Source organism: Rhodococcus sp. NPDC056506 (genome assembly GCF_042794945.1).
Lineage (GTDB): Bacteria > Actinomycetota > Actinomycetes > Mycobacteriales > Mycobacteriaceae > Rhodococcus_F.
This window is the reverse complement of record NZ_JBHTSW010000006.1, coordinates 187,344-212,275: the sequence shown is the minus strand read 5'-3', so window position 1 is coordinate 212,275 and position 24,932 is coordinate 187,344. Positions and strand designations below refer to the sequence as shown.

The 24,932-nt window shown below is 62.9% G+C and carries 28 protein-coding genes; 16 read left to right on the top strand and 12 right to left on the bottom strand.

What is annotated here, in order from left to right; all coding sequences use genetic code 11:
* The first annotated feature begins 50 nt into the window (after positions 1-50).
* Positions 51-887 carry a dienelactone hydrolase family protein gene (locus tag ACFQ6H_RS08770; RefSeq protein ID WP_378645463.1) on the top strand — a complete coding sequence of 279 codons (837 nt, stop codon included), beginning with the start codon at positions 51-53 and terminating at the stop codon, positions 885-887.
* On the opposite strand, the gene ACFQ6H_RS08765 is transcribed toward ACFQ6H_RS08770, so the two are convergent.
* Together ACFQ6H_RS08765 and gcvT are read right to left on the bottom strand one after the other, a co-directional pair.
* Entirely contained in the window at positions 881-1,984 is a 1,104-nt protein-coding gene (locus tag ACFQ6H_RS08765; RefSeq protein ID WP_378538854.1) for a branched-chain amino acid aminotransferase, read from the bottom strand. The genes ACFQ6H_RS08770 and ACFQ6H_RS08765 overlap by 7 nt on opposite strands.
* 32 nt (positions 1,985-2,016) lie before the next feature.
* Positions 2,017-3,117 carry a glycine cleavage system aminomethyltransferase GcvT gene (gcvT, locus tag ACFQ6H_RS08760; protein ID WP_378645460.1) on the bottom strand — a complete coding sequence of 367 codons (1,101 nt, stop codon included), beginning with the start codon at positions 3,115-3,117 and terminating at the stop codon, positions 2,017-2,019.
* 156 nt (positions 3,118-3,273) lie between these two features.
* On the opposite strand from gcvT, the gene ACFQ6H_RS08755 reads away from it, so the two are divergent.
* Positions 3,274-4,791, top strand: a complete 1,518-nt coding sequence (locus tag ACFQ6H_RS08755; RefSeq protein ID WP_378645457.1) for a leucyl aminopeptidase — start codon at positions 3,274-3,276, stop codon at positions 4,789-4,791.
* A gap of 55 nt (positions 4,792-4,846) precedes the next feature.
* On the opposite strand, the gene ACFQ6H_RS08750 is transcribed toward ACFQ6H_RS08755, so the two are convergent.
* Positions 4,847-5,197, bottom strand: coding sequence for a hypothetical protein (locus ACFQ6H_RS08750; protein ID WP_003941713.1), 351 nt, complete (start codon positions 5,195-5,197; stop codon positions 4,847-4,849).
* Between the two features lie 364 nt (positions 5,198-5,561).
* Here ACFQ6H_RS08750 and sucB point away from each other — a divergent pair, with 364 nt between their 5' ends.
* The 5 genes from sucB (at position 5,562) to ACFQ6H_RS08725 (ending at position 10,997) form a co-directional block, all read left to right on the top strand.
* On the top strand, positions 5,562-7,304 hold the full coding sequence (sucB, locus tag ACFQ6H_RS08745; protein ID WP_378645454.1) for a 2-oxoglutarate dehydrogenase, E2 component, dihydrolipoamide succinyltransferase: 1,743 nt from the start codon (positions 5,562-5,564) through the stop codon (positions 7,302-7,304).
* Between the two features lie 120 nt (positions 7,305-7,424).
* Complete coding sequence (locus tag ACFQ6H_RS08740) at positions 7,425-8,312, top strand: TIGR01777 family oxidoreductase (RefSeq protein WP_378645451.1); 888 nt, start codon at positions 7,425-7,427, stop codon at positions 8,310-8,312.
* A 29-nt stretch (positions 8,313-8,341) separates the two neighbouring features.
* Positions 8,342-9,103, top strand: coding sequence for a lipoyl(octanoyl) transferase LipB (lipB, locus tag ACFQ6H_RS08735; RefSeq protein ID WP_378645448.1), 762 nt, complete (start codon positions 8,342-8,344; stop codon positions 9,101-9,103).
* A 51-nt stretch (positions 9,104-9,154) separates the two neighbouring features.
* Positions 9,155-10,165: a lipoyl synthase gene (gene lipA / locus ACFQ6H_RS08730; protein ID WP_378447986.1), complete on the top strand. Its 1,011-nt coding sequence runs from the start codon at positions 9,155-9,157 to the stop codon at positions 10,163-10,165.
* A gap of 76 nt (positions 10,166-10,241) precedes the next feature.
* On the top strand, positions 10,242-10,997 hold the full coding sequence (locus ACFQ6H_RS08725) for a DUF4191 domain-containing protein (protein WP_003941625.1): 756 nt from the start codon (positions 10,242-10,244) through the stop codon (positions 10,995-10,997).
* Between the two features lie 72 nt (positions 10,998-11,069).
* On the opposite strand, the gene ACFQ6H_RS08720 is transcribed toward ACFQ6H_RS08725, so the two are convergent.
* Complete coding sequence (locus ACFQ6H_RS08720; protein WP_172932084.1) at positions 11,070-11,543, bottom strand: RDD family protein; 474 nt, start codon at positions 11,541-11,543, stop codon at positions 11,070-11,072.
* A gap of 213 nt (positions 11,544-11,756) precedes the next feature.
* Here ACFQ6H_RS08720 and glnA point away from each other — a divergent pair, with 213 nt between their 5' ends.
* Positions 11,757-13,193, top strand: a complete 1,437-nt coding sequence (glnA, locus tag ACFQ6H_RS08715) for a type I glutamate--ammonia ligase (protein ID WP_003941609.1) — start codon at positions 11,757-11,759, stop codon at positions 13,191-13,193.
* A gap of 329 nt (positions 13,194-13,522) precedes the next feature.
* Here glnA and ACFQ6H_RS08710 read toward each other — a convergent pair whose 3' ends face one another.
* Both ACFQ6H_RS08710 and ACFQ6H_RS08705 read right to left on the bottom strand, forming a co-directional pair.
* Positions 13,523-14,143 (bottom strand): YdeI family protein, encoded by a 621-nt coding sequence (locus ACFQ6H_RS08710; protein ID WP_378645446.1) that lies wholly within the window; start codon positions 14,141-14,143, stop codon positions 13,523-13,525.
* Positions 14,144-14,261: 118 nt separating this feature from the next.
* A complete protein-coding gene (locus tag ACFQ6H_RS08705; RefSeq protein ID WP_378645443.1) occupies positions 14,262-15,227 on the bottom strand; it encodes a helix-turn-helix transcriptional regulator in 966 nt (321 codons plus the stop codon).
* 110 nt (positions 15,228-15,337) lie between these two features.
* Between ACFQ6H_RS08705 and ACFQ6H_RS08700 the strand changes: the two genes are divergently transcribed.
* Entirely contained in the window at positions 15,338-16,279 is a 942-nt protein-coding gene (locus ACFQ6H_RS08700; RefSeq protein ID WP_378645441.1) for an alpha/beta fold hydrolase, read from the top strand.
* Between the two features lie 42 nt (positions 16,280-16,321).
* Here ACFQ6H_RS08700 and ACFQ6H_RS08695 read toward each other — a convergent pair whose 3' ends face one another.
* From ACFQ6H_RS08695 to ACFQ6H_RS08685, 3 genes are all read right to left on the bottom strand, one after another.
* The gene (locus ACFQ6H_RS08695) at positions 16,322-16,573 is read right to left on the bottom strand and encodes a hypothetical protein (RefSeq protein ID WP_378645438.1); all 252 of its coding nucleotides are present in this window, start codon (positions 16,571-16,573) and stop codon (positions 16,322-16,324) included.
* A 319-nt stretch (positions 16,574-16,892) separates the two neighbouring features.
* Entirely contained in the window at positions 16,893-17,351 is a 459-nt protein-coding gene (locus tag ACFQ6H_RS08690; protein WP_378645436.1) for a DUF5994 family protein, read from the bottom strand.
* Positions 17,352-17,447: 96 nt separating this feature from the next.
* Positions 17,448-17,606, bottom strand: a complete 159-nt coding sequence (locus ACFQ6H_RS08685) for a hypothetical protein (RefSeq protein ID WP_378645433.1) — start codon at positions 17,604-17,606, stop codon at positions 17,448-17,450.
* Positions 17,607-17,937: 331 nt separating this feature from the next.
* Here ACFQ6H_RS08685 and ACFQ6H_RS08680 point away from each other — a divergent pair, with 331 nt between their 5' ends.
* The 5 genes from ACFQ6H_RS08680 to ACFQ6H_RS08660 all read left to right on the top strand — a co-directional run bounded on the left by ACFQ6H_RS08680 (position 17,938) and on the right by ACFQ6H_RS08660 (position 21,311).
* A complete protein-coding gene (locus ACFQ6H_RS08680) occupies positions 17,938-19,125 on the top strand; it encodes an anion permease (RefSeq protein ID WP_378645430.1) in 1,188 nt (395 codons plus the stop codon).
* A 14-nt stretch (positions 19,126-19,139) separates the two neighbouring features.
* Entirely contained in the window at positions 19,140-19,421 is a 282-nt protein-coding gene (locus tag ACFQ6H_RS08675) for a hypothetical protein (protein WP_003941641.1), read from the top strand.
* Between the two features lie 34 nt (positions 19,422-19,455).
* Positions 19,456-19,782, top strand: a complete 327-nt coding sequence (locus ACFQ6H_RS08670) for a DUF3349 domain-containing protein (protein WP_020908123.1) — start codon at positions 19,456-19,458, stop codon at positions 19,780-19,782.
* Positions 19,783-19,793: 11 nt separating this feature from the next.
* A complete protein-coding gene (locus ACFQ6H_RS08665) occupies positions 19,794-20,132 on the top strand; it encodes a DUF3349 domain-containing protein (RefSeq protein WP_378538868.1) in 339 nt (112 codons plus the stop codon).
* Between the two features lie 150 nt (positions 20,133-20,282).
* Entirely contained in the window at positions 20,283-21,311 is a 1,029-nt protein-coding gene (locus ACFQ6H_RS08660; protein ID WP_378637076.1) for an alpha/beta hydrolase, read from the top strand.
* Between the two features lie 72 nt (positions 21,312-21,383).
* Here ACFQ6H_RS08660 and ACFQ6H_RS08655 read toward each other — a convergent pair whose 3' ends face one another.
* Positions 21,384-21,776: a VOC family protein gene (locus tag ACFQ6H_RS08655; protein ID WP_378645427.1), complete on the bottom strand. Its 393-nt coding sequence runs from the start codon at positions 21,774-21,776 to the stop codon at positions 21,384-21,386.
* 56 nt (positions 21,777-21,832) lie between these two features.
* Here ACFQ6H_RS08655 and ACFQ6H_RS08650 point away from each other — a divergent pair, with 56 nt between their 5' ends.
* Positions 21,833-22,612 (top strand): helix-turn-helix domain-containing protein, encoded by a 780-nt coding sequence (locus tag ACFQ6H_RS08650; RefSeq protein WP_378645424.1) that lies wholly within the window; start codon positions 21,833-21,835, stop codon positions 22,610-22,612.
* Positions 22,613-22,614: 2 nt separating this feature from the next.
* Complete coding sequence (locus tag ACFQ6H_RS08645; protein ID WP_378645422.1) at positions 22,615-22,965, top strand: inorganic pyrophosphatase; 351 nt, start codon at positions 22,615-22,617, stop codon at positions 22,963-22,965.
* On the opposite strand, the gene ACFQ6H_RS08640 is transcribed toward ACFQ6H_RS08645, so the two are convergent.
* Both ACFQ6H_RS08640 and thiM read right to left on the bottom strand, forming a co-directional pair.
* Positions 22,958-24,067 carry an LLM class flavin-dependent oxidoreductase gene (locus ACFQ6H_RS08640; protein ID WP_378645419.1) on the bottom strand — a complete coding sequence of 370 codons (1,110 nt, stop codon included), beginning with the start codon at positions 24,065-24,067 and terminating at the stop codon, positions 22,958-22,960. The genes ACFQ6H_RS08645 and ACFQ6H_RS08640 overlap by 8 nt on opposite strands.
* Positions 24,067-24,912: a hydroxyethylthiazole kinase gene (gene thiM, locus ACFQ6H_RS08635; RefSeq protein ID WP_378645416.1), complete on the bottom strand. Its 846-nt coding sequence runs from the start codon at positions 24,910-24,912 to the stop codon at positions 24,067-24,069. Before thiM ends, ACFQ6H_RS08640 begins: the two co-directional genes overlap by 1 nt.
* Positions 24,913-24,932 lie beyond the last annotated feature (20 nt).

Here is a 24,932-nt window from a genome sequence, read left to right as displayed (position 1 = left end):
ACCGAAAGACTGTGCAGAGGAGAAACTTCGACCAATTGGGAGGGCCCAGCATGCCGAACCGAAGCATGACAAAAGATGATCCGCTCGAAGACTTCGACCGGCGAACCATCACGATCGACGCAGTGTCGAAGTCCGTGTACGTGGCTGGCACCGGACCCGCAGTAATTGTCATGCCGGAAATGCCGGGCATCAGCCCGCATGTTGCTCGATTCGCCCGCTGGGTGCGCGACGCCGGTTTCACGGTGTTTGTTCCGTCGCTGTTCGGCCGAGACGGCGCGGTTCCCACAGTGGACGAGGGAGTCTCCGTTTTCAAGAGAGCCTGCGTCAGCGCAGAGTTCCGCGCTCTCGCTGCCGACGAACCGAGTCCAGCGGTCCGTTGGCTGCGTTCACTCGCCGCTTCGGCCCACGAGGAGTGCGGTGGCCCTGGAGTCGGCGTGATCGGGATGTGCTTCACCGGTAACTTCGCGCTGTCGATGATGCTCGAACCCTCGGTCATTGCGTCGGTTCTCGCCCAACCGTCGTTACCGCTCGATCGACCAGGCGAAACCGACAGTGGGCCCGAAGAACTCGACGCCGTGCGCTCGAGACTCGACGCCGAAGACCTCACGGTGCTTGCCTACCGCTTTCAAGGCGACCCGTTCTGCCGCGCACAGCGATTCGCGGCCTACTCGACGGCGTTGGGCGAGCGCTTCGTCGGGAAGGTTCTGCCCGACGAAGCGGCCAACGCGGCAACGTCACCGTTCTTCGAACACGTCATTGCCAATCCGCACAGTGTGGTGACAGCTCACCTCGTCGACGAGGCCGGATCACCCACCACCGTCGCACGAGACGAAATTCTGCAGTTCTTCCGCGAGCGATTGCCCGCGGAACGAACCGGCGATCAGTGAAGTTTGGTCATCCAGCCGTGGGTGTCGGCGAAGGTGCCGCGCTGGATACCCGTGAGGGTGTCGCGCAGTGCCATCGTCACTTCACCCGGCTCGCCGTCGGCGATGGTGAACTCGCCCTCGGCGGACTTGACTCGTCCGACAGGAGTGATGACTGCTGCTGTGCCGCAAGCGAAGACCTCGGTGATTTCACCGCTCTTGCACTTGGTGCGCCATTCGTCGGTGCTGATCTTGCGCTCTTCGACGGAGAAGCCGGAATCGGCGGCGAGGGCGAGCAGCGAGTTGCGCGTGATGCCGGGCAGCAACGATCCGGACAGCGACGGCGTCACGAGGCGAGCGTCGGGACCGGAGCCGAAGACGAAGAACAGGTTCATTCCACCCATTTCCTCGACGTACGTGCGCTCGATGGCGTCGAGCCACACCACCTGGTCGCAACCCTCGTCGGCGGCCTGCGCCTGGGCGAGGAGTGAAGCGGCGTAGTTGCCTGCGAACTTGGCCGCGCCGGTACCGCCGGGGGCCGCGCGAACGTATTCGGTGGACAGCCACACGCTGACCGGCTTGACGCCGCGCGGGAAGTACGCGCCGGCGGGCGATGCGATCAGCAGGTAACGGTACTCGTCGGCGGGACGGACACCGAGGCCGGCTTCGGTGGAGAACATGAACGGACGGAGGTAGAGCGCGTCCTCGCCGCCGGCAGCGGGAACCCAGTCGAGATCGACGTCGATCAGTTCGGTGATGGAATCGACGAACATCTGTGCCGGCAGTTCCGGCATCGCCAGACGGCGCGCAGATGCTGCGAAACGCTCGGCGTTGGCCTCGACGCGGAACGAACTGATCTCGCCACCCGGCTGACGGTATGCCTTGAGGCCCTCGAAGATGGCCTGTCCGTAGTGCAAAACCATTGCGGCCGGATCGAGCTCGATGTTTCCGTACGGCAACACCTGGGCGTCGTGCCAGCCCTTGCCCGCGGTGTAGTCGATCGAGACCATGTGGTCGGTGAAGTGCCGCCCGAAGCCGGGCGCCGCCAAAATGTCACGGCGCTCGGCGTCGGACTTCGGGGACGAGCTCTGAACACGAACGAAATCGGCGGCACCTGTCATGGGCGCAATCCTATCGAACGTGAAAAAGCTCTCTACTTGGTGTTGGTCTCCACGAACGGAGGAGACACCACGACGCACCGAAGAGCACGACCACGGACGTCGACTTCGATCTCGTCGCCGGCCGCGATATTGGCGCCGGAATCCAGGAGCGCCAACGCAATTCCCACTTTGAGCGACGGTGAGAACGTTCCGGAGGTGGTCTCGCCGATTGCCTCGCCGTCACGCAGAACACCGAGGCCGGCCCGCAGCACACCACGGTCGAGAGCCTTGATCCCCCAGAGTTTGCGGGCCGGGCCGGCGGCCTTCTCGTCGGTCAGGGTCTCTTTGCCCCAGAATGTCGGCTTCTTCCAACCGATCGCCCATCCGCAGCGCGCTTCGAGCGGGGAAATCTCGAGCGAAAGCTCGTGCCCGTGCAGCGGATAGCCCATCTCGGTACGAAGAGTGTCGCGGGCTCCGAGCCCGGCGGCCTGCCCACCCTCGGCGCGCACTGCCTCGAGAAGCGCGCGGAACAACGGCTCACTGTCCTCCCACCGCGGCAGGAGTTCGTAGCCGACCTCACCGGTGTAACCACTGCGGCACACACGAACAGGCACGCCGTTCCATTCCGCATCTTCGTACGCCATGTACTCGATCTCGGTGGGAAGCCCGAGAGCCGTCAGAACCGCCACCGATTTCGGACCCTGCACCGCCAGCACACCGTAGGCACGATGCTGATCCTCGATGGTGATTCCGTCCGGTGCTACAGCGACCAGAGCCGCAACAACGACCGCGGTATTGGCTGCGTTCGGGACGAGGAAGATCTCGTCGTCGCTGACGTAGTACGCGATGAGGTCGTCGATGACGCCACCGGACTCGTTGCAGCACAACGTGTACTGAGCCTTACCCGGTCCGATCTTGTTCAGATCGTTGGTGAGTGCGGAGTTCACGAATTCCGCGGCGCCCGCCCCACGCACGACGGCCTTGCCGAGGTGACTGACGTCGAAGAGTCCGACATTCTCACGCACAGAGGTGTGTTCGGCCACGACGCCCGCGTACGAAACCGGCATCTGCCACCCCCCGAACGGCGCGAACGTCGCGCCGAGTTCGACGTGGACGGGGTGGATCGGGCCCTGCAACAGTTGTTCGTCGGTCATGGCCCACAACCTATCGGACTTCGCCGATCGAAACATGTCCGCAGTGAGAGCTCACCTGGCCGAGACGGTCCCCCGTCCGGAATCCGCAGAGGGCCTAACATCGACTCAGGCATCCGCCAGAACCGGACGCATCGCACTCACCTCACAGGAGACACCTTGAGCACTCGCACAGCCCGATCGTTGGGACCCGACCTCGTTCTCGCCGGCACAGTCGCCAAGCGCGCAGAGATATTGGTCGTCGGCCTGACGTCGGGTCCGGACGGCCCCGAAATAGCACTCAGCGAAGGCATCGTCGCCGAAGACGTACTCGCCGAGATCCTCGACAGCCTCATCGCCGTCGGCGCCACCGGCAAGCCCGAGCAGCTCACCCGCGTCCCGGCACCGAGCGCACTGTCGGTCACCAGCGTCCTCGCCGTCGGACTCGGCTCCGCCGACAAGCTCGGCAGTGAGCAGATCCGCAAGTCCGCCGGCGCCGCAGCTCGCTCGCTGTCCGGCATCGACACCGTCGCAACCACGCTCTCGATCCTCGATCTCGGCGCAACAGCCGAGGGATTTGCGTTGGGCGCGTACAGCTTCACAGAATTCAAGTCGTCCATGACAGCGCCCGGACCTGATTCGCAGCCACTCGCACGCGTCGAACTTCTGGTGCCGTCGCCGCGCGCCAAGGAGACCAAGGCAACGTTGGCACGGTCGGCTGCCATCGCCGAGGCCGTCGCCACCGCACGCGAGTTCGTCAACACTCCCCCGAGCCACCTCTACCCTGCCGAGTTCGCCGCGCGCGCCAAGGCACTGGGCGTCGAGGCCGGGCTCACCGTCCAGGTTCTCGACGAGAAGGCACTCGAGAAGGGTGGCTACGGCGGAATCATCGGCGTCGGCAAGGGCTCGTCACGCCAGCCGCGTCTCGTCCGCCTCGAATACGCGTCGAAGAAGCGTGGCGCCCGCAAGGTCGCACTGGTGGGTAAGGGCATCACCTTCGACACCGGCGGAATCTCCATCAAGCCCGCCGCTGGAATGGAGAACATGACCTCGGACATGGGCGGCGCCGCAGCCGTCATCTCCACCGTCGTGCTTGCCGCCAAGCTCGGCCTGCCCGTCAACGTCGTCGCATACGTGCCGATGGCCGAGAACATGCCGTCCGCGACCGCGCAGCGTCCCGGCGACGTGCTGACCCAGTACGGCGGAATCACCATCGAGGTCGTCAACACCGACGCCGAGGGCCGTTTGATCCTTGCCGACGCGATGGTCCGCGCGGGTGAGGACAACCCCGACTACATGATCGACACCGCCACCCTGACCGGTGCGCAGATGGTGGCGCTCGGCAACCGCACGCCCGGCGTCATGGGCACGGACGAGTTCCGTGACCGCGTCGCATCCATCTCGCAGAGCGTCGGCGAGAACGGCTGGGCCATGCCGCTGCCCGAGGAACTGCGTGGAGATCTCGACTCCAAGGTCGCCGACATGGCCAATGTCACCCCGCACCGCTGGGGCGGCATGCTGGTCGCAGCTCATTACCTCAAGGAATTCGTTCCCGAGGGTGTCCAGTGGGCGCACATCGACGTCGCGGGTCCGGCGTACAACACGTCAGGACCGTGGGGTTACACCGGCAAGGGCGGCACCGGAGTTCCGGTTCGCACGATGATCTCTGTCCTGGAGGACATTGCGGTCAACGGCTGACCCCTTGCTGTGCGCCTTTATTAACCCCCCGCGGTTAATAAAGGCGCACAGCAGTTCAGGCGCCGTCGCGCAATTCCTGCTCGCGGGCACGCTTGCGTTCGATTCGCTTACGCTCGTCGTGATCACGCATACGCTGCGGATATCCCGTTTTTCGCACGTCGTAGACCGGGATCTTCAAGTCCTGTCCCAATTTGCGGGCGCCGCGTTCGCCGCCGACACGACGACGAGTCCACTCCCCGTCCTTCGCGACGAGGACGACGGTCACCTCGGTCACCGTCGTCTGAGGTTCCACGTACGCCTCGACGCCTTCGTGTGAGTGCGCCCAGTTCGCCAGATGATCCGCATCACTTTGCGCTGCGGCCTGAGCCGCACTCGGCGGACGCTTGAAACGATCGAACAGTCCCACGGTCGTACTCTCCTCGGTACCGACGCCGCGGATGCACCCCGGCGATATGTCAAGTTTGCCAGGCGATGTCCGTTCTGCCTGCGCACGACATACCGTTTGGTCCGCTTACGACGTTACAGCCGGACCCCCGACGCATACCTACTCACCAGTAGCCGACACACCCGAAACGGACGGCATCCCCCTCATCGGACACGCCCGGCGTATCAATGGAAAGATGAACGACGGTGACGCCGCGTCCGCGCGTCGACATCGGCAAAATAGCTACAAGTAGCCGCACGTCGCGCGCCACTCGAGCACAATGCATTACGACCACAAGTCGACAAAATTCAACAACCCGAACACAACTGTCGAGGAGTCAAAAGACATGGCCTTCTCCGTCCAGATGCCAGCCCTAGGTGAGAGCGTCACCGAGGGAACTGTCACACGGTGGCTCAAGCAGGAAGGAGACACGGTCGAAGTCGACGAACCCTTGCTCGAAGTCTCCACGGACAAGGTCGACACCGAGATTCCGTCTCCCGTCGCCGGCGTCCTGACCAAGATCGTCGCGCAGGAAGACGACACCGTGGAAATCGGTGGCGAGCTCGCCCAGATCGGTGAAGCCGGCGAAGCCGCAGCTCCCGCGGCAGAGGCACCCGCCCCGGCCGCAGAAGAAGCTCCCGCCGAGGAAGCTCCGGCTGCCGAAGCTCCCGTCGAGGAAGCTCCCGCCGCCGAGGCACCCGCTGCTTCCGGCGGTTCCGCTGAAGGTACTGCCGTGACGATGCCCGCCCTCGGCGAGTCCGTCACCGAAGGCACCGTCACCCGCTGGCTCAAGGCCGTCGGCGACGAGGTTGCCGTCGACGAGGCGCTGCTCGAAGTCTCGACCGACAAGGTCGACACCGAAATCCCGTCGCCCGTCGCCGGAATCCTGCTCGAGATCAATGCGCAGGAAGACGACACCGTCGAGATCGGTGGCCAGCTGGCCGTCGTCGGATCCGGCGCACCCGCCGCGGCTCCGGCACCCAAGGCTGCTCCCGCCGCGCCCGCAGCACCGCCCGCTCCCAAGGCAGAGGCCCCGAAGGCTGAAGCACCCAAGCCTGCCGCCGCACCGGCCGCACCCGCACCGAAGCCCGCTGCGGCTCCCGCACCGGCGGCTGCACCCGCAGCTTCGGGTGACAGCAGCCCGTACGTCACCCCGCTCGTGCGCAAGCTCGCAACGGACAACGGCGTCGACCTCGCGACCGTCACCGGCACCGGCGTCGGCGGCCGCATCCGCAAGCAGGATGTGCTCGCCGCTGCGGAGGCCAAGAAGGCACCCGCTGCAGCTGCTCCTGCTCCTGCTGCTGCAGCTCCCGCAGCCGCACCGGCTGCCTCCGCAGCTGCAGGCGTCCGACCAGAACTGGCACACCTGCGCGGAACCACGCAGAAGGCCAACCGTATTCGGCAGATCACGGCCACCAAGACGCGCGAGTCGCTGCAGAACACCGCTCAGCTCACGCAGACCTTCGAGGTGGACGTCACCAAGATCGTCGCCCTGCGGGCCCGCGCCAAGGCCGGCTTCATCGAGCGCGAAGGCGTCAACCTGACGTTCCTCCCGTTCTTCGCCAAGGCAGTCGTCGAGGCACTGAAGTCGCACCCGAACATCAACGCCAGCTACGACGAAGCTGCCAAGCAGATCACCTACTACGACGCCGAGCACCTCGGCATCGCAGTGGACACCGATCAGGGCTTGCTCTCCCCCGTCATCCACAACGCCGGTGATCTCGGCCTGGCCGGCTTGGCCCGCGCCATCGCCGACATCGCCAAGCGTGCACGCTCGGGTGGCCTGAAGCCGGACGAGCTCTCGGGTGGCACCTTCACCATCACCAACATCGGCAGCCAGGGCGCGCTGTTCGACACCCCGATCCTGGTACCGCCGCAGGCGGCCATGCTCGGAACCGGCGCTATTGTCAAGCGTCCGATGGTGGTCACCGACGAGAACGGCAACGAGTCCATCGGCGTTCGTTCGATGATCTACTTGCCGCTGACCTACGATCACCGTCTCGTCGACGGCGCCGACGCCGGCCGATTCCTCACCACCGTGAAGCAGCGGTTGGAAGAAGCCTCGTTCGAAGCTGATCTGGGCCTGTAAGCAACTGCTCTTCCAGCCGGGGCGTCATCTCCATCAGGAGGTGGCGCCCCGGCTTTTTCAGTACGGTCGGAGATATACGTTCGGATATCGAAGCAGGCTGAATCGAAGGAGGCTTTCCGAATGCGAGTAGTCATCGCCGGCTCGTCCGGTTTGATCGGAACGGCCTTGGTGTCATCGTTGCGCTCCGACAACCACGACGTGGTACGTCTGGTGCGACGGTCGACCGCTGGACCCGACGAATCGCGTTGGGACCCGGACCACGACCGTCTGGACCTCTCCGTCCTGCAAGGCGCTGACGCCGTCGTGAACCTCTGTGGTGTCGGCATCGGCGACAAACGGTGGTCGGGTTCCTACAAGCAAGCGATCCGTGACAGCCGCATAGTTGCCACCGATGTCTTGGCCGAAGCTGTCGCGAGCCAGAATGTTCCCGTCCTCGCCAACGCCAGCGCCGTCGGCTATTACGGCGACACCGGCGACAAGATCGTCGACGAGGATTCGCCGGCAGGCACCGACTTTCTCGCCACGACGTGTCGAGACTGGGAGCTTGCCACCGAGCCCGCGCGCAGGGCGGGTGCTCGCGTCGTCAATCTGCGCTCGGGCGTCGTGATTTCACCCCACGGCGGCATGCTCGGTCGACTTCGGCGGATCTATTCGTTCGGCCTCGGTGGGCGACTGGGCAACGGTCGTCAGTACTTTCCGTGGATCTCACTCGAGGACGAGTGCGACGCGATCAAGTTCGCGCTCACCAATCCCGAACTCTTCGGTCCCGTCAACCTGACCGGTCCGGCGCCTGTCACCAACGCCCAGTTCAACGACGCCATGTCCCGCGCAGTTCACCGCCCGGCGCCGTGGATCGTGCCCGGGTTCGCCCTCGAAGCCTTGATCGGAGAATTCGCCAAGAGCGGCATCCTCGGTGGCCAGCGCGCCATTCCCGCAGCTTTGGAAAAGGCGGGATTCTCCTTCCGCCACAACACGATCGGCGAAGCGCTGGCGGCCGCACTGGGTTGAGTCCGAAGTCGGGCGTAATCTCTACTTCCATGAGCAGCGCTGCCGTCTCCGCCCGGTTCTCGAAACTGCCGATCGCCGTCGAGCAACTCGGATCGATCGACTACAACGCCGCGTGGGACCGTCAGCGTGAGCTCGCGGCAACGCGGGCAGACGACATCGGATCAGACACGCTCCTCCTCCTCGAACATCCCCCGGTGTACACGGCTGGGCGACGCACGGAACCGGACGATCGACCTGTCGACGGCACACCGGTCATCGATGTCGACCGCGGCGGCAAGATCACCTGGCACGGCCCCGGTCAACTGGTCGGGTATCCGATCGTGAAGTTGGCCGAGCCCATCGACGTGGTGCGATACGTACGACGCATCGAGGAAGCGCTGATCACGGTGTGCACGGACCTCGGCCTGAACTGCGGGCGGATCGACGGCCGCTCGGGCGTCTGGCTGCCTGCCGAACTCGCCAACGGGCAATGGAAGCCCGAACGCAAGGTGTCAGCCATCGGCGTTCGCGTTCAACGTGGTGTCGCGCTGCACGGTTTCGCCCTGAACTGCAATTCGGTCCTGACCGGATTCGACAACATCATTCCCTGCGGAATCCGTGACGCGGGGGTGACGACGCTGTCACACGAACTCGGTCGCGACGTCACCGTGGACGAGGTCACTCCCGCCGTCACCATGGCCGTGATCGCTGCTCTCGACGGAACCATGCCCGTCACCGAATGCAACGTCGAGCGCGTCACCTTCGAAAGCGCCTCGCCTACTCCGACTTTTACTACCGTTCAGTACAGCTGACGGGCTCGCCCGAACCCCGTTGCAGTAATCACCGGGCGTAGGATCACTGTCGTGACTATCGCCCCAGAAGGACGTAAGCTGCTCCGTCTCGAGATCCGAAACGCGGAGACGCCCATCGAACGCAAACCCAACTGGATCAAGACCCGAGCAAAGATGGGCCCCGAATACTCGGAGCTCAAGGGCCTGGTCAAGCGTGAAGGTTTGCACACCGTCTGCGAGGAAGCGGGCTGCCCCAACATCTACGAATGCTGGGAAGACCGCGAAGCCACCTTCCTGATCGGCGGCGAGCAGTGCACACGCCGCTGCGATTTCTGCCAGATCGACACCGGCAAGCCCGAGGCTCTCGACCGCGACGAGCCCCGTCGCGTCGCCGAAAGCGTTCAGGCCATGGGACTTCGGTACTCCACGATCACCGGCGTCGCCCGCGACGACCTCCCGGACGGCGGCGCCTGGCTCTACGCCGAAACCGTCCGCAAGATCCACGAACTCAACCCGGGCACCGGCGTCGAAAACCTGGTTCCCGACTTCAACGGCAAGCCGGAACTGCTCGACGAGGTCTTCGCCTCACGTCCCGAGGTGCTCGCACACAACCTCGAGACCGTTCCCCGCATCTTCAAGCGGATCCGTCCCGCTTTCCGGTACCAGCGCAGCCTCGACGTCATCACTGCGGCACGCGAGTACGGACTGGTCACCAAGTCCAACCTGATCCTCGGCATGGGCGAAACCCCGGAAGAAGTCACCGAGGCGATGGCAGATCTCCACGCCGCCGGCTGCGACATCCTCACCATCACCCAGTACCTGCGCCCCTCACCTCGGCACCACCCCGTCGAGCGGTGGGTCAAGCCCGAGGAGTTCGTCGCACACTCGAAGGCTGCAGAAGAGATGGGCTTCGCCGGCGTCATGGCCGGTCCGTTGGTTCGCTCGTCGTACCGCGCCGGCCGCCTGTATGCGCAGGCCATGGCACATCACGGCCGTGAACTTCCCGAGGCGCAGCGTCATCTGACCGAGGGCGGCGACGCTTCCCAGGAAGCCAGCTCACTCATGGCGCGCCTGAATCGCTGATCCACTTTTTGCTGTGCGCCTTTATTAACCGCGGGCGGTTAGTAAAGGCGCACAGCAATGGACGTATCCTGGGTACATGGCGAACGGCAGCAAATCCGGTAAGGGCAAACCCACCAAAGAGGCAAAGGCTGCAGCGAAGGCTGCCCGCAAGCAGGCTTCCAAGGAACGCAGAACTCAGCTCTGGCAGGCGTTCCAGATGCAGCGCAAGGACGACAAGCTCCTTCTGCCGCTGATGATCGGCACCCTGGTGGGTGCGGCTCTGGTCTTCTTCCTGGTCGGTCTCATCTGGGGCCTTCAGTGGTTCCTGCTGCCGATCGGCATCGTTCTCGGCCTCCTCGGCGCCTTCATCATCTTCGGTCGCCGCGTCCAGAAATCGGTGTACAAGAAGGCTGAGGGCCAGGCCGGCGCCGCCGCGTGGGCACTCGACAACATGCAGGGGGCGTGGCGCGTCACGAACGCCGTCGCCGGCACCACCCAGCTAGACGCCGTTCACCGCGTCGTCGGACGACCGGGTGTCATCCTCGTCGCAGAGGGCTCGCCGCAACGCGTCAAGGGCCTCCTCGCGCAGGAGAAGAAGAAGACTGCGCGCCTCATCGGTGACACCCCGATCTACGACATCATCATCGGAAACGACGAAGGCCAGGTTCCGCTTTCGCAGCTCCAGCGTTACCTGAACAAGCTGCCGCGCAACATCGACACCAAGCGCATGGACAACATCGAAGGCCGACTCGCTGCGCTCAGCGCACGCGGCGGCGGAGCAGCGCTTCCCAAGGGTCCGATGCCCGGAGGCGCGAAGATGAAGGGCATGCAGCGAACCATTCGTCGTCGCTGACACTCCCCCACTGCAAAACGAAAGACCCGGGCCCATAGGGACCCGGGTCTTTCTTCGTTCGAGAAGTTGGTGTCAGCGCGACTTCACGAGCAAAGTGCCGGTCGCGCGGTCCTGCATACCGCGACCGTCGATGTCGGTGATCGTCGCGGGAATCACGAACACGAGAAGTGCCTGACGCCCGAGCGCGCGCACGAAGCCCACTCGGATCGGGCCTTCGATTCGCGCAACCTGAAGTCCGAGAACGAATTGCCCCGGTGTGAAGTTGAACAGCGCCACGGTGACGACGCCGACGGCGAACCACACCATCAACGTGATCGTGGAGGTCATACCGTCGAAGAAGTCGCCGGTGATGAGCGAGGCCACTCCCACGGCCATAACCCAATCCACCAACAGTGCGGCGATACGACGGCCCGAACCGACCAGAGATCCGGGGCCCTCCTGGGGGAAGCCGAGAAACTCGCCGCGATAAGACTGCTCACGACCGTCCGCATTCTTCGGCAAAGCTGCTTCAGGCCCAGAGAGCCAAGTTCCGGTGATTCGTGCCATGCTGTCCAGGATAGGCGTCGCAGCACCGTAGTCCAGATTTGCCGGGTTTTAACTGTGTGGCCGGTCACATGGACTTCGGAAATCCCCAGGATGCTGCGACGCGTAACACTGCCGAAACAAAGGGTTGACGAGCGGGCAACACCAGCTCCCTACCGTCTGCCTCGACGGATTCAACCGACATCACTTGGCTGAAGCGACTTAAGGAGCACAAGCGTGGCGTTCACCACGGCCGAAGAGGTCATCAAGTACATCGCGGACGAGAACATCGAGTACGTCGACATTCGGTTCAGCGACCTGCCCGGCGTCCAGCAGCACTTCTCGATCCCGGCGTCTGCTTTCAACCAGGACGTGTTCGAGGACGGCCTCGCATTCGACGGATCTTCGGTCCGCGGATTCCAGTCGATCCACGAGTCCGACATGATGTTGCTTCCCGACGTCACCACGGCGCAGATCGATCCCTTCCGCAAGGCGAAGACCCTCAACATCAACTTCTTCGTGCACGACCCGTTCACCCGTGAGTCCTACAGCCGCGACCCGCGCAACGTTGCCCGCAAGGCCGAGGAGTACTTGGTCAGCACCGGCATCGCGGACACCGCATTCTTCGGCGCCGAGGCCGAGTTCTACATCTTCGACTCGGTTCGCTACGACTCCGGCATGAACTCCGCTTTCTACGAGCTGGATTCCATCTCCGGTTCCTGGAACACCGGCGCAGAGACCAACGCCGACGGCTCCCCGAACCTCGGCTACAAGGTTCGCGCCAAGGGTGGCTACTTCCCCGTCGCTCCGTACGACCACTACGTGGACCTGCGCGACGAGATCTCCACCAACCTGACCAACGCGGGCTTCGAGCTCGAGCGCGGCCACCACGAGGTCGGCACCGGCGGACAGCAGGAGATCAACTACAAGTTCAACACGCTGCTCGCAGCGGCCGACGACCTGCAGCTGTTCAAGTACATCGTCAAGAACACCTGCTGGCAGCACGGCAAGTCCGCAACCTTCATGCCGAAGCCGCTCTTCGGTGACAACGGCTCGGGCATGCACGTCCACCAGTCCCTGTGGAAGGACGGCAAGCCCCTCTTCCACGACGAGTCCGGCTACGCAGGCCTCTCGGACATGGCTCGCCACTACATCGGCGGTATCCTGCACCACGCTCCGTCGCTGTTGGCCTTCACCAACCCGACCATCAACTCGTACCACCGTCTGGTGCCGGGCTACGAAGCCCCCATCAACCTCGTGTACAGCCAGCGCAACCGCTCGGCAGCTGTCCGTATCCCGATCACGGGCAACAACCCGAAGGCAAAGCGTCTCGAGTTCCGCGCACCCGACTCCTCGGGTAACCCGTACCTCAACTTCGCTGCACAGATGATGGCCGGCCTGGACGGCATCAAGAACAAGATCGAGCCGATGGCTCCGGTCGACAAGGACCTCTACGAGCTTCCCCCGGAGGAGGCTCGCAACATCCCGCAGGCTCCGACCAGCCTCGAGACGGTCATCAACCGCCTCGAAGCCGATCACGAGTACCTGACCGAGGGTGGCGTCTTCACCACCGACCTGATCGAGACCTGGATCTCGCTCAAGCGTGAGCAGGAAATCGCTCCGGTCAACCTGCGTCCGCACCCGTACGAGTTCGAGCTTTACTACGACGTGTGATCCGCATCCTGACGTAAGTCAGACCTGCGAATACCGAGTGCACCCGTCCCGCGTCTGTGGGGCGGGTGCACTTGTTTCGGTCCGATCGAATGTGTCCGCCACACGGTGGTCGAGGAATCCACTTGCTTGACCCTGAGTTAGGTGGCAAGAGCACGGACAGGATTCTGAGGAGCGCACAAAAGCTCGCCGCCGGCTCAGAGTGTGATGATCGAGAACCAGATATCGACCTCGCCAGCCCAGAGAACGTCTGTGGCTGGATTCTGCGCCGATGTAGACCCTCTCGGGCAAATGATGACCGGCCTTCATACCGGACGCGGTCGAATCGCGGATCAGCCGCGGGCGCGTTGACCGATCGCCGCTCTGTTGACGATATGGGCGATTCGATCCACCCGTGTTGCGTCTCGAGCGGCGCTGACGATCCACCACAACATCTGTTTGCGCGCGCTGGGCGGAAAACTGTCCCAGTTGCTTCGAGCTTGCGGGTCTCGGTCCAGCGCCGCCTGCAAGTCAACTGGCTCCTCGAGGTCTTCGACTTGGTCGAGAATCGTCCACCAACCGGTGGATTTCGCGGCGACAATGGCACGGCGACCAGCAGCGGTCATGAGGCCATGCGCCTCCATCTCGGCTGCGCGTTCGCGGTTGAGTCGGGTCCAGGAACTCTTGCGTCTACGCGGCGTGAACAGTTGCAAATTGCGCTCTTCGTCGAAAATGGTGTTGGTGGAATCGATCCAACCAAAGCAGATGGCTTCCTCGACGGCCTGAGGGTAGGGGCAGCGTGGTCGGCTGGTGGTGGTACGCCAGGAGCACAACCACACACCTCGGGCTGACGTGTGATTGTCCGTCAACCAGGTTCGCCACTGTTCCCGAGTCTCGGCGTGAATGATCGGGTAGTCGAACTTCCATGTTGGGGGGTGGACGGAAGCCGGTGGCGATGATTTCGAATCGGTCACTTACTCTCCAAGCTCAGAGGGAAACGGATACGTGTCTCGGTAGACGAGGGGCCTGCGCAGGGAACACGTCCCCGCGGCAGTCCGGGCATGAATGGTCTTGTCGCGCAATCCTCTTCTGTCATGGTGGCGAGACCCTGAGGTGACGGGCGAGCCGACTGACGGTGTCGGCGAGCTCGGTTGGTTCGATGACCACCACTGGGGCGGTGAGCGCAATGCGCGCAACCGTCATGGCGAGCCTGCCGAGATCTTCGCTGCGGATCTGGACAAGGCAGCGGTCCGCTGCCACCTCGATCGGTGTGTGGTCAATCCATCTGAGTACGCCCTCGAGGTCGGCGAACGTGGCTTCGATGGCGAGTTTTGCATCGTGGTGACGAGGCGGCGAGCCGACTGATCTCGCGACGAAGCCTGCCGCGTCACCGCCCGGGATCTCACGTGGCGTGAAATGACTGCCTGCCAGCCAGGGCTCCGAGAGCCGGTCCAGTCGAAATGTTCGCCAGTCCGCACGATGGTGGTCCCACGCTACGAGATACCAACGACGTCCCGCCGTGACAAGGCGGTGCGGCTCGACGAGCCGTCTGCTGCTCTCGCCATCACCTCGCCGATAGTCGAAGCGAACGTGCTCATGGTCGCGACATGCCGCAGCGAGCACACTGAGTGCTTCGGGGTCGACGTCGTCGTCATCTGCCCGCCGCATGGAACTGACGCTCGAATGCAGTGCCGACACACGTCGGCGTAGTCGATGGGGCAAGAGTGTTTCGATCTTCGTCAGCGCGCGCAGCGACGTTTCTTCGATGCCTCCGATGGCGGCCTCGGCGGCGTAGCGCAATCCGACGGCCACCGCCACGGACTCGTCATCGTCGAGGATCAGGGGCGGCACGTGCGCCCCCGTCGCAAGTCGGTAGCCCCCGTATTTTCCGGACGTGGAATCAACCGGATAGCCAAGGTCGCGCAGGCGATCGATGTCGCGGCGCACCGTCCGCTGCGTGACATCGAGTCGTACGGCAAGTTCGGCACAATGCCAGAAACGATGGGTCTGAAGGAGCGAGAGCAGTTGCAGTGCTCTGCCTGTGGGATCGTTCCGCATTTCTTCAGATTGCCAGTGATCTAGGACATTATGTGTCCACGATGCTCCCTATCGTCGGAGCAACCGGTCGATCCAGACACAAGATCGGTACTCAACTCGAAGGAGCATCCGTGAATCCATCCGACTTTCCTCGGCCCGTCGTTATCCCAGTCAACGGCGTGGAACTCGAAGTCTTCGAAGCAGGGCAACACAATTCAGGGAAACCCATCGTGCTGTGTCACGGATGGCCAGAGCACGCCTATTCTTGGCGATACCAGGTGCCCGCCCTTGTCGAGGCGGGCTACCACGTCATCGTCCCGAACCAGCGCGGCTACGGCAACTCATCACGTCCGACCGCAGTGACGGACTATGACATTGAACATCTGGCGGGAGATCTCATCGCACTGCTCGATCACTACGGCTACGAAGATGCCACCTTTGTCGGTCACGATTGGGGCGCCTTTGTCGTGTGGGGCCTGACCCTGTTGCACCCGGACCGGGTAAACAAAGTGATCAACCTGAGCCTGCCCTACCAGGATCGCGGAGAGCAGCCCTGGATCGAGTTCATGGAAGCCGTGCTTGGCGGTGACTTCTACTTCGTTCACTTCAATCGACAGCCGGGCGTCGCGGACGCCGTGTTCGAAGACAACACCTTCCGGTTCCTCCGCAACCTGTACCGGAAAGACGAACCCCTCCAGGAGCCTCAGCCGGGTATGGCGCTGATCGATCTCGCCAGAGCAGAGACGCCACTCGGTGAGCCTCTGATGAGTGATAGCGCACTGGCCGTTTTCGTCTCCTCCTTCGAATCGACAGGATTCACGGGCAGTGTGAACTGGTACAGGAACCTTGACCGCAATTGGCATTTGCTGGCGGAGGTGGACCCGATCATCCAACAGCCCGCACTGATGATCTACGGCGACCGTGACGCGATCGCGAGGGCAGAGAACCTGACAGAGTTCGTGCCCAATGTGGAAGTAGTCAATCTCGACTGCGGTCATTGGATCCAGCAAGAAAGACCCGATGAGACCAACCAAGCGATCTTGAACTGGCTGGAACGGCAGGATGCCACATAGTTTCAGGGCTTCGTGCGGTCTCAGTGAAAATGTCAGTCTCATTCAGGTCCAGTAGGGGGCTGGATCCGGACCGGCCTTTTTCGAGATTTGACGAGAGCGTCGGTAAGCAAGCCATGCACTCAACCCGGCGATGATCACATCGGCCGTTCCGACAAGGCACAGGGAAATCCATATCGAGGCGAGAATGAATCCGCCGCCGTACAGAAGAACCAATGCCCCGAATCCGTCCATGCAGTCCATTCCACTGTCGGCGCAGTCCTGAAGCCCAGCTGCACCGAGTAGGGAAATGTTCACAGTGGCGATGCTACGGACCGGTGCGTCCCGAACTGCCGAACAACCCGGCGGACTCGGCGATGCGAACGCAGTTCAGCCCGAACAGGGAGGAATCCCCACCCCCGTGGGGAGGGTGGGGCTTCCTTCGGTCCGGCGCTCACACACAGCGGGAGGGCGGTGGACATGCCGGACCGACGACACGGCAGGGAGTCAAGCTGCCGCGCCCAAGCGCTGACCGGAAGGAATGCGCCTGGGTCTGTGGTTACGAGAACCATCAAATCAGACAAACTGGACACATGTTCAGGATTCGAAGAATTCGACTCCGCCCTTCAGAAAGATCTCACTGCACCCGATAAATTTCGCTGCGGCAAGGATCCACCAACCGCCGCATGACCTCGTACGCGCGGTCCGGATCCGTGTACGGCGGAATCATCATCAGAACGAGTTGACGACCATAGATGTCGTCGAGATACATCAAATCGTGGGGTTGGCCAGGGTACGGACCCCGCACTTCCAGTCCGTCGACTTCGTCGATACGTCGCTGCGCGCTACTGATCGTGTTCCAGTCGAACGCAACCCTCGCGATCGGCCCCAGCCGCAACGAAAGTGCGGATATCAGATCGTGAAGCTCCGCCGTGACGTTCGTGGTCCACGGGAACCACGCGCCGTCCACAGGTGCCTTGACGGCACCTTGCCCGCGAAGCAGGAACCGCGGGGTCCGCGTCGGCGAAGGGAAAGGTTGCCCGATATGGCGCTGCGGCGCTTCCCTTGCATAGTCGAGAGTGCTGATGTGCGCCATGACGAGGCTCCTTGACGGAGGATTCGTGGAACCGCCAGGCAGAGGCGCCCGGTCGTGGGTTCCATACCTTCAGGCTACTCCGGTGCACAACGCCGACTATGCACCGACGGAAATGATCACGCCGGTATCGCCATACGGGAACGGCCCCTTCCCGATGTAACCGAGAGTGTTGAAGAACTTCGAAATAGGCACCATCACACCGTATTTCGCTTTGATTTTGCTGCGGATCTCGTCGAACTCTGCTCCACCGCTCACCAACTGCGGTCCCGGCGACCGGCGAAGTGCCGTCGACAACCTTCCCGCGATTGTTGCATGGCACGACGGTAACCCGTGTGTTGTTCCGCAGCCGCTTCGCCTTACCCGATTTCGAGGAAGTCCAGAACCCAATACGTCCGTCCGACAATTGGCGTATGCCTCCACAAACTCCACGACCATGCACGCGAATGAATTTTCTCTACCCCAGGAGTTTCAAAACGGACAATTATCCGGACGAAGATGAACAACAAGTGCCGAGTGGTGGAAATGTCGCGGAACGACCCCATCTCAGGTCGATTTGCGGCCCGCCGATGTTGGAACATGACTTCTCGTGAATGCGGAACTCATCGTTCTCCTCGTCGTCGTCGTAACCGCTCTGGGGTTCGACTTCACCAACGGTTTTCATGACACTGGCAACGCTATGGCCACGTCGATTGCAACCGGAGCCCTCAAGCCCAAGGTGGCAGTCGCTCTGTCTGCTTCCTTGAACCTGGTCGGAGCTTTCCTCTCGGTAGAGGTTGCTGCCACCGTGGCCAAGGGCGTGGTGAACCTCGGAAATGTGGGTGGCCAAGCGCTGCTCACCATCGTCTTCGCCGGCCTTGTCGGCGGCATCATCTGGAACCTGGCAACGTGGTTGCTCGGTATCCCCTCGAGTTCCTCGCATGCGCTGTTCGGCGGTCTGATCGGCGCCGCCATCGCATCTCTCGGAATGAGCGGTGTCGCCTGGAGCGGCGTCCTCAGCAAGGTTGTCATCCCCGCAGTTCTCGCCCCCGTCGTAGCCGGCTTGGTTGCCGCGGCCGGAACCTGGCTCATCTACCGCCTCACCTCCAACGTCGGTGAGGAAACCAAGGACAAAGGTTTCCGACTCGGCCAGATCGGTTCGGCTTCGCTCGTTTCCCTCGCCCACGGCACCAACGATGCTCAGAAGACCATGGGCGTCATCTTCCTCGCCCTAGTCGCCCACGGAACCATTTCCGCCGACGCGGACATGCCGTTCTGGGTCAAGCTCACCTGCGCGCTCGCGATCGCTGCCGGAACCTACCTCGGTGGTTGGCGAGTTATCCGCACACTAGGCAAGGGACTTGTCGAGATCGCTGCACCGCAGGGAATGGCAGCCGAAGCGTCCTCTGCTGCAATCATTCTCACGTCCAGCCACCTAGGTCTTCCTCTCTCCACCACCCATGTGGCGACGGGTTCCATCATGGGAACCGGTCTGGGACGCAAGGGCGCCGAAGTTCGTTGGGGCGTCGCCGGACGTATGGCGGTCGCCTGGTTGATCACTCTCCCGTCCGCTGCGATCGTCGGCGCTCTGTGCTGGGGACTGGCCAACATCGTCGGCGGCCTACCCGGTGTCCTGGTCGTCTTCGCCGTGCTCATCGCGTTGGCCGGCTGGATGTACGTGCGCTCCCGCAAGGAGCCCATCGATCCGAGCAACGTCAACGCCGAGTGGGACGGCGGCCTGGTACCCGCAGAGGTCCCCGGTCCGGACGCCCGCGTCACCACCGACGTCAAAGCCTGAAAGAGGGAATCGACATGGATATCTTGAAAAACACCGTCGACTCGCTCTGGCAGGTCGTACTGGTCGGCCTCCTGCTGGGCGCCGGACTCCCGGCAATCTTCGCGATCGGCCTGAAATCCCTCGACGCCGGGCAACGTGGCAGTGGGGGCGGGAGCACTGCAGTCGCGGCTCGCAGTCCGTTGGCCGTGGCAGGCGCAGTGGTGTGCTTCGCGGTAGTGCTCATCGCGATCGTCACCGGAATCCTCTTCATCATGCAGGGCTTCCTCAGCCACACATTCGGCATCGAGATCTTCTGATCCCGTGCGACCTCACGAGCGGAAAGACATCACCGTGACTGCACCGACTCCATCCCTTCCTCAATCCATTCTGGAATGGCTTCGCGCCGGCTACCCCGAAGGCATACCGCCCAAGGACCGCATTCCGCTGGTCGCATTGCTACGACGCAAGCTCTCGGACGCGCAAATTCGAGACATTGCCATCGGCGCTGCACTCGCAGAACTGAGCGACGTCAACAGCGACCAGGTGATCTCGAGCGACGAGATCAGCGCTCAGATCGCAGATCTGACGAGCCAGACGCCCTCGGACGAGGACATCGCGCGCGTTGCCTCGGTCCTGGCTGCCGCCGGGTGGCCACTCGCTGATCTCGATAACGACTGAAGCTCGCTTCGTTGAGCCTTCCACCACTTCTGGCTTCGATACTCGGCTGGCTGCGTGCCGGGTATCCGAACGGTGTGCCGGAGCAGGACTACGTCCCTTTGATGGCCCTGCTCCGGCGGCAGTTGTCCGACGCAGAGATCGCCGTTCTTGCCGACGATCTCGTCGCCGAGTTTCCGGTCCCTGTCGATCCGATCGACTTTCCGATTCCGGTCGATCCGATCGACATCGGCGTCCTCATCACCAAAGTCACCGACGACATGCCGCACGAATCGGATGTCGCTCGGGTACGGGAACATCTGATTCGTGGAGGTTGGAAAATCGACGCTCAACCTCCGGTAGACGACTCCTGACGGCACTTCGTAAATCGGACCAGTTTGATAACGAACCGATAACGGAGCCGTCGGCGCCAATACAGACCACTTAGTGTCATCAGGAATTCCGTGCCTCGGGGGGCTCGGTCGGATTTCGGTGTGCAAGCACCGTTGGGGCGGGAGTGATTTATGCACGAGGTACGCACGGATCTTGCAAACAACCGAGATTCTTCGAAGAAGCGAATTTCGAAACGAATCAAGCGTCGGATCCTCGGCCTCGCAGCGACAGCACTCGCGCTCCCCCTGACCGCAGGCCTGATCAGCGGATCAGTAGCAAGCGCGGCACCTGCTCGCACCGCCCCGGCCGGTGGTTACGAGGACGTATTCGTCGACTCCTCGATGGGCCCGATCAAGGTCCAGATCCAGTGGGCTTCGCGCGGCGGCAACGCGGCTCTCTACCTTCTCGACGGTTTGCGTGCACGCGACGACCGAAACGCATGGAGTTTCGAGACCAACGCTCTCGAACAGTTTCGCGGCGACAACGTCACCCTGGTCATGCCGGTCGGCGGGCAGTCCAGCTTTTACTCCGACTGGTATGCGAACAGCAATTTGAATCGCCAACCGGTCACGTACAAATGGGAAACCTTCCTCACCCAGGAACTTCCCGCCTATCTGGAATCGCGCGGAGTCTCCCGAACCAACAACGGTGTGCTCGGATTGTCCATGGGTGGCAGCGCGGCACTGACGCTCGCCGCCTATCACCGCGATCAGTTCAAGTTCGCCGGATCGCTCTCGGGATACCTCAACATCTCGGCTCCAGGCATGCGTGAAGCAATCCGCGTGGCCATGGTCAGCGCAGGGTCCTTCAATGTCGATGCCATGTGGGGACCGCCGTGGAACCCCGCTTGGCTCCGCAACGACCCCTTCGTGTTTGCACCCGAGTTGGCTGGGCTCTCCCTGTACATCTCCGCCGCGAGCGGCCTGCCCGGGCAGTTCGATCAACCGCGTCGGCCCGTCGACTTCGTGAATACCGGTAGTGCCATCGGGCTCGAGGCCCTTGCCCTGATGAACTCACGGGCATTCCAACTGCGCATGAACTCCCTGGGAATTCCGGCAACGTACAGCTTCCCGGCCAACGGCACTCATTCGTGGCCGTACTGGGGTGCAGAACTGTGGAAGGCCCGAGGCCAGATCCTCGACACCCTCAACGCTTGGTGAACTGACAACTACTCGATCACCGACAACCGCAGGCCTCGACCGACAATCGGTCGAGGCCTGCGTCGTTCGAAATCAGAGCGCGGCAAAGAGATCCACGGTATTGCCGTCGGGATCGAGAAGAACGGCGTAACGCTGCCCCCACACGGCATCGAACGGCGCCTTGTGTCCGGGGAAGTCGGCTGTGATGCGCTGATACGCCTCGTCTACGGCATCAGGTGTGCCGAAATCGAATGCCAAAGCGACAGGGTGTCGCCCCTCCCCGACAGCGAAGTCAGGATCGAAGCTTGCGATGGTGGACAGCGCGTCCCACGCCAGCCGAAGCCCACTGTCGAACGTGAACTCCACATGGGGAGCATCCGCGGGTGTTTCCGGAATGTCGAGCCCGAGGGTTCGGTAGAACGCGAGGGAACGAGCGAGATCGTTGGTGACGATTCCGACGAGATCGAGTCTCGGAGAGACGGACACGGTATTTCTCCTGTTTCGGGTCGAGAAGTGATCGGCGAGTGTGTGACGATGATCTGATGACCGGCACTGACACCCTCGCTCTTGACGGTAGTCGGACGGTAGCGTCGAGTCTTGAACAAAACGGCCACACCTATCTCGAGACTCGGATCACCGGTTCCGCCGGCCTCTTCAGTTGCACGTGGAAAAGCACTACCGACCCCCATGCGTCCACGGAAGCAAAGCGGATTCTTCCCGATCTCTGCGCCGACTTCATCGTCGACAGCGACGGAAAGTCGTGGCTCGTCGGACCTGCCACCGGTGCCGATCTGGTTTCGGTCGCCGCCGGTACGACGATGTGGGGCATCCGGATCAATCCGCCCGCTCTGCGGAGCCTGCTCGGCGCCGCGGCCGACGCGGTGCAGGATTCGAAGATCGCCTTCGACGACATCCTGACTTCCCGACAAGCTCGGGTGCTTGCCGACGCCCTTCGCCACGAGGCAGTCGACGCCAATCTGCTGGACCAGCTGTGGCGGGGACTGGAACCGGACTACGGAATCGAACGAGGCTATTGCGCGCTCATCTCCTCACCTACGACGCCGATACGAGAGATCGCCGCAGACCTCGGTGTTTCCGAACGTCATTTCCGACGCTCGATCACGTCTTCGGTCGGACTGTCCCCCAAGCTGATTCAGAAGGTACAACGCATGCAGAATGTACTAGCTCTCAGCCGCAGCGCAGATCTCACGTTGTCCTCGCTGGCCGGCCGCGCCGGATACGCCGACCAAGCCCACCTCGCGCGCGATACGCGAACGCTGGCCGGTCTGACGCCGACTCAGCTACTGCGCGAGCACCGGTAGGGATGAACGAAGACCTGTTCTCCGCCCTCGATCACCTGGCTGCCACGTCGACCGTCGTGATCGATCGGCCCCGCGGGTCGGCACACCCGCGGTACCCCGCGGCGATCTATCCGCTCGATTACGGCTATCTCGACGGCACGGTCAGCGCGGACGGCGACGGGATCGATCTGTTCCGAGGCTCGGCCGTCGGAACCGGCGTTATCGCCGTGGCTGTTGTTGCCGACATCGTCAAGAAGGACGTGGAAGTCAAAATCCTTCTCGAATGCACTGCGGATGAAATTGACACTGCTGCAGCATTTCTCTGTGACACGTTAGGTCTCGGTGCCACGATCCTGCAACGCGCTGTCAGCTGAGTTCGTCGAATCGCGGAACAAGATACTCCGCAACCCACTTCGCTTCCTCGATCAGCGGCCAGCCCGCCAGAATCAGTGCAGTCAAACCGGTTCGGCTGCGAAGCGTGCGCACCGAGTCCGTGATCGAATCCGGATCACCGACGTAGTACACCGCCGACGACCCGGTGCCGAAGATGTCGAGCGGCGACCACGCCGTGATACCTGCGTACAGACCGTCACCGACGTACAACTCCTCCGGTTCCGGAAGTCGGCCGGCCGCAATCTTGTCCGCCCAGCCCTGTCGCTGTGCGTCGCGAGCAGTGAAAGTTTTGAGGTCCTGTTTCCCCTGAGTACGACGACGCACTGCGTTGTCCAAGACATGGGCGATCTGCTCGACGCCTGTTTTCTCGAACAAGGAGCGGAACCGGTCGTGCGCCTGCGCCTTGGTGGGGCGAACGATCACTCCGGTGAGCGCACCGAAGTCGGTGAATTCGCGTCCGGCGGCCTCCGCCGCCACCCGTGCGGCAGAGAACTTGTCCTCGATGAACGAAGTTTCGCGCAGCATCGCCAAGTAGGTGTCGAGCACCTTGCCTGAATTCGCCAGGCCTGCAGGCGAATCACCGGTTCCCCACAGCGGAACCTGATGCCCTGCGGGCGCATCGATACGCAGCGGCGTGTTGGGAAAGTTCGACTCGGTCCCTTCGGAGTAGATGCGGCGGAAGTCTGCCCAGTACTGCTCCCCCAACTCGTAACGCTCGTCGTGGGGCACGTTCATGTCGTACTTGGTCAGGATGTTCTCGCGTCCGTTGACCGAGTTGATCAACAGCCGGCCGCCGCTGAAGGCGTCGAAGGTCAATGCCTTCTCCGCCAGCAGGCGCGCCGGCGTCATGTTCGCGTAGACAGCGACGAGGAACTTCATCCGCGTGGTGTGCGCTGCGGCCCAGGTCGCCGAGATGAACGGATCGTTCGGCCAGGTGGCAACCAGAGCACCTTCGAATCCGCCGTCGTCGATGGTCTTCGCGAGCTCGATCTGCCTGGCCCCGTCCACGGGGAACAGCCCACCGGGGCTCCACGGGTAGTCCCCGTCGGCCTGGGTGAGATACCAAAATGTCTTGACGCCCATCAGTTCTGCACTCCAGCCGGCAGGTCGAACGATTCGATTCGGGCACGTGAGCGGATGGTGTCCGCATTCACGGTGTAGAGCGCATCGAGGTATGCGACTGCAAAAGACCCTGGGCCTGAGGCATTCTCCTCGGCGATCTCCGATGCCACGGCAACATGCGTGTGCGCAGCAACCAATCCGTCCAGCGCGGTCGGCGTCACGGCGAGGTAGGCGGCGACCAGGCCGCCCAGAGAGCAACCGGTACTGGTCACGCGTGGCAACAGAGCGCTGCCGCCGGAAACTCGGACGCCCAGGGTGTCACCGCCCGCATCGCGGCCGACGATGTAGTCGACCGGTCCGGATGCCGACACGGCATCCGCATGCTTCAAGAGTGACAGAGCGGCGGGCACTGCGTCGGCGGACGCGGAGGCACTGTCGACGCCGCGGGTGTCACCGCCGAGTCCCGCAAGCGCGATGATCTCCGACGCGTTCCCGCGGATGGCGTTGGGGTGAAAGCGCAGCAGGTCCACAGCGATACCGCTCCGCCAGGGCAGTCCGCCTACACCGACGGGATCCAAAACCCATGGCGTACCGGCATTTCGGGCCGCTTCCGCTGCTATCAGGAAGGCTTCGGCAGTCCCGTCGTCCGGTGTTCCGAGGTTGACGAGCACTCCCCCTGCGACGGCAGCGAACCCACCCGCTTCGTGGACATTGTCGATGTGAGCATTGCTTGCGCCGGCAGCGAGCAGGACGTTGGTCAAGAAGTTTGCCGAAACGATGTTCGTCAGCGATTGAACGAGCGGTACCTGATCGCGGAGTGCGTCGATCGCCGACGCGACGGTTTCGACAGAGACAGTGTCAGACATGAGAATTCCTTCAGGACGGG

Bases quoted from the DNA above. Each gene is read 5' to 3' on its own strand.
- ACFQ6H_RS08770 (WP_378645463.1), top strand. From the start codon at position 51: ATGCCGAACCGAAGCATGACAAAAGATGATCCGCTCGAAGACTTCGAC.
- ACFQ6H_RS08765 (WP_378538854.1), bottom strand. From the start codon at position 1,984: ATGACAGGTGCCGCCGATTTCGTTCGTGTTCAGAGCTCGTCCCCGAAG.
- gcvT (WP_378645460.1), bottom strand. From the start codon at position 3,117: ATGACCGACGAACAACTGTTGCAGGGCCCGATCCACCCCGTCCACGTC.
- sucB (WP_378645454.1), top strand. From the start codon at position 5,562: ATGGCCTTCTCCGTCCAGATGCCAGCCCTAGGTGAGAGCGTCACCGAG.
- ACFQ6H_RS08740 (WP_378645451.1), top strand. From the start codon at position 7,425: ATGCGAGTAGTCATCGCCGGCTCGTCCGGTTTGATCGGAACGGCCTTG.
- lipB (WP_378645448.1), top strand. From the start codon at position 8,342: ATGAGCAGCGCTGCCGTCTCCGCCCGGTTCTCGAAACTGCCGATCGCC.
- ACFQ6H_RS08725 (WP_003941625.1), top strand. From the start codon at position 10,242: ATGGCGAACGGCAGCAAATCCGGTAAGGGCAAACCCACCAAAGAGGCA.
- ACFQ6H_RS08720 (WP_172932084.1), bottom strand. From the start codon at position 11,543: ATGGCACGAATCACCGGAACTTGGCTCTCTGGGCCTGAAGCAGCTTTG.
- ACFQ6H_RS08705 (WP_378645443.1), bottom strand. From the start codon at position 15,227: ATGCGGAACGATCCCACAGGCAGAGCACTGCAACTGCTCTCGCTCCTT.
- ACFQ6H_RS08690 (WP_378645436.1), bottom strand. From the start codon at position 17,351: ATGGCGCACATCAGCACTCTCGACTATGCAAGGGAAGCGCCGCAGCGC.
- ACFQ6H_RS08675 (WP_003941641.1), top strand. From the start codon at position 19,140: ATGGATATCTTGAAAAACACCGTCGACTCGCTCTGGCAGGTCGTACTG.
- ACFQ6H_RS08660 (WP_378637076.1), top strand. From the start codon at position 20,283: ATGCACGAGGTACGCACGGATCTTGCAAACAACCGAGATTCTTCGAAG.
- ACFQ6H_RS08650 (WP_378645424.1), top strand. From the start codon at position 21,833: ATGACCGGCACTGACACCCTCGCTCTTGACGGTAGTCGGACGGTAGCG.
- ACFQ6H_RS08645 (WP_378645422.1), top strand. From the start codon at position 22,615: ATGAACGAAGACCTGTTCTCCGCCCTCGATCACCTGGCTGCCACGTCG.
- ACFQ6H_RS08640 (WP_378645419.1), bottom strand. From the start codon at position 24,067: ATGGGCGTCAAGACATTTTGGTATCTCACCCAGGCCGACGGGGACTAC.
- thiM (WP_378645416.1), bottom strand. From the start codon at position 24,912: ATGTCTGACACTGTCTCTGTCGAAACCGTCGCGTCGGCGATCGACGCA.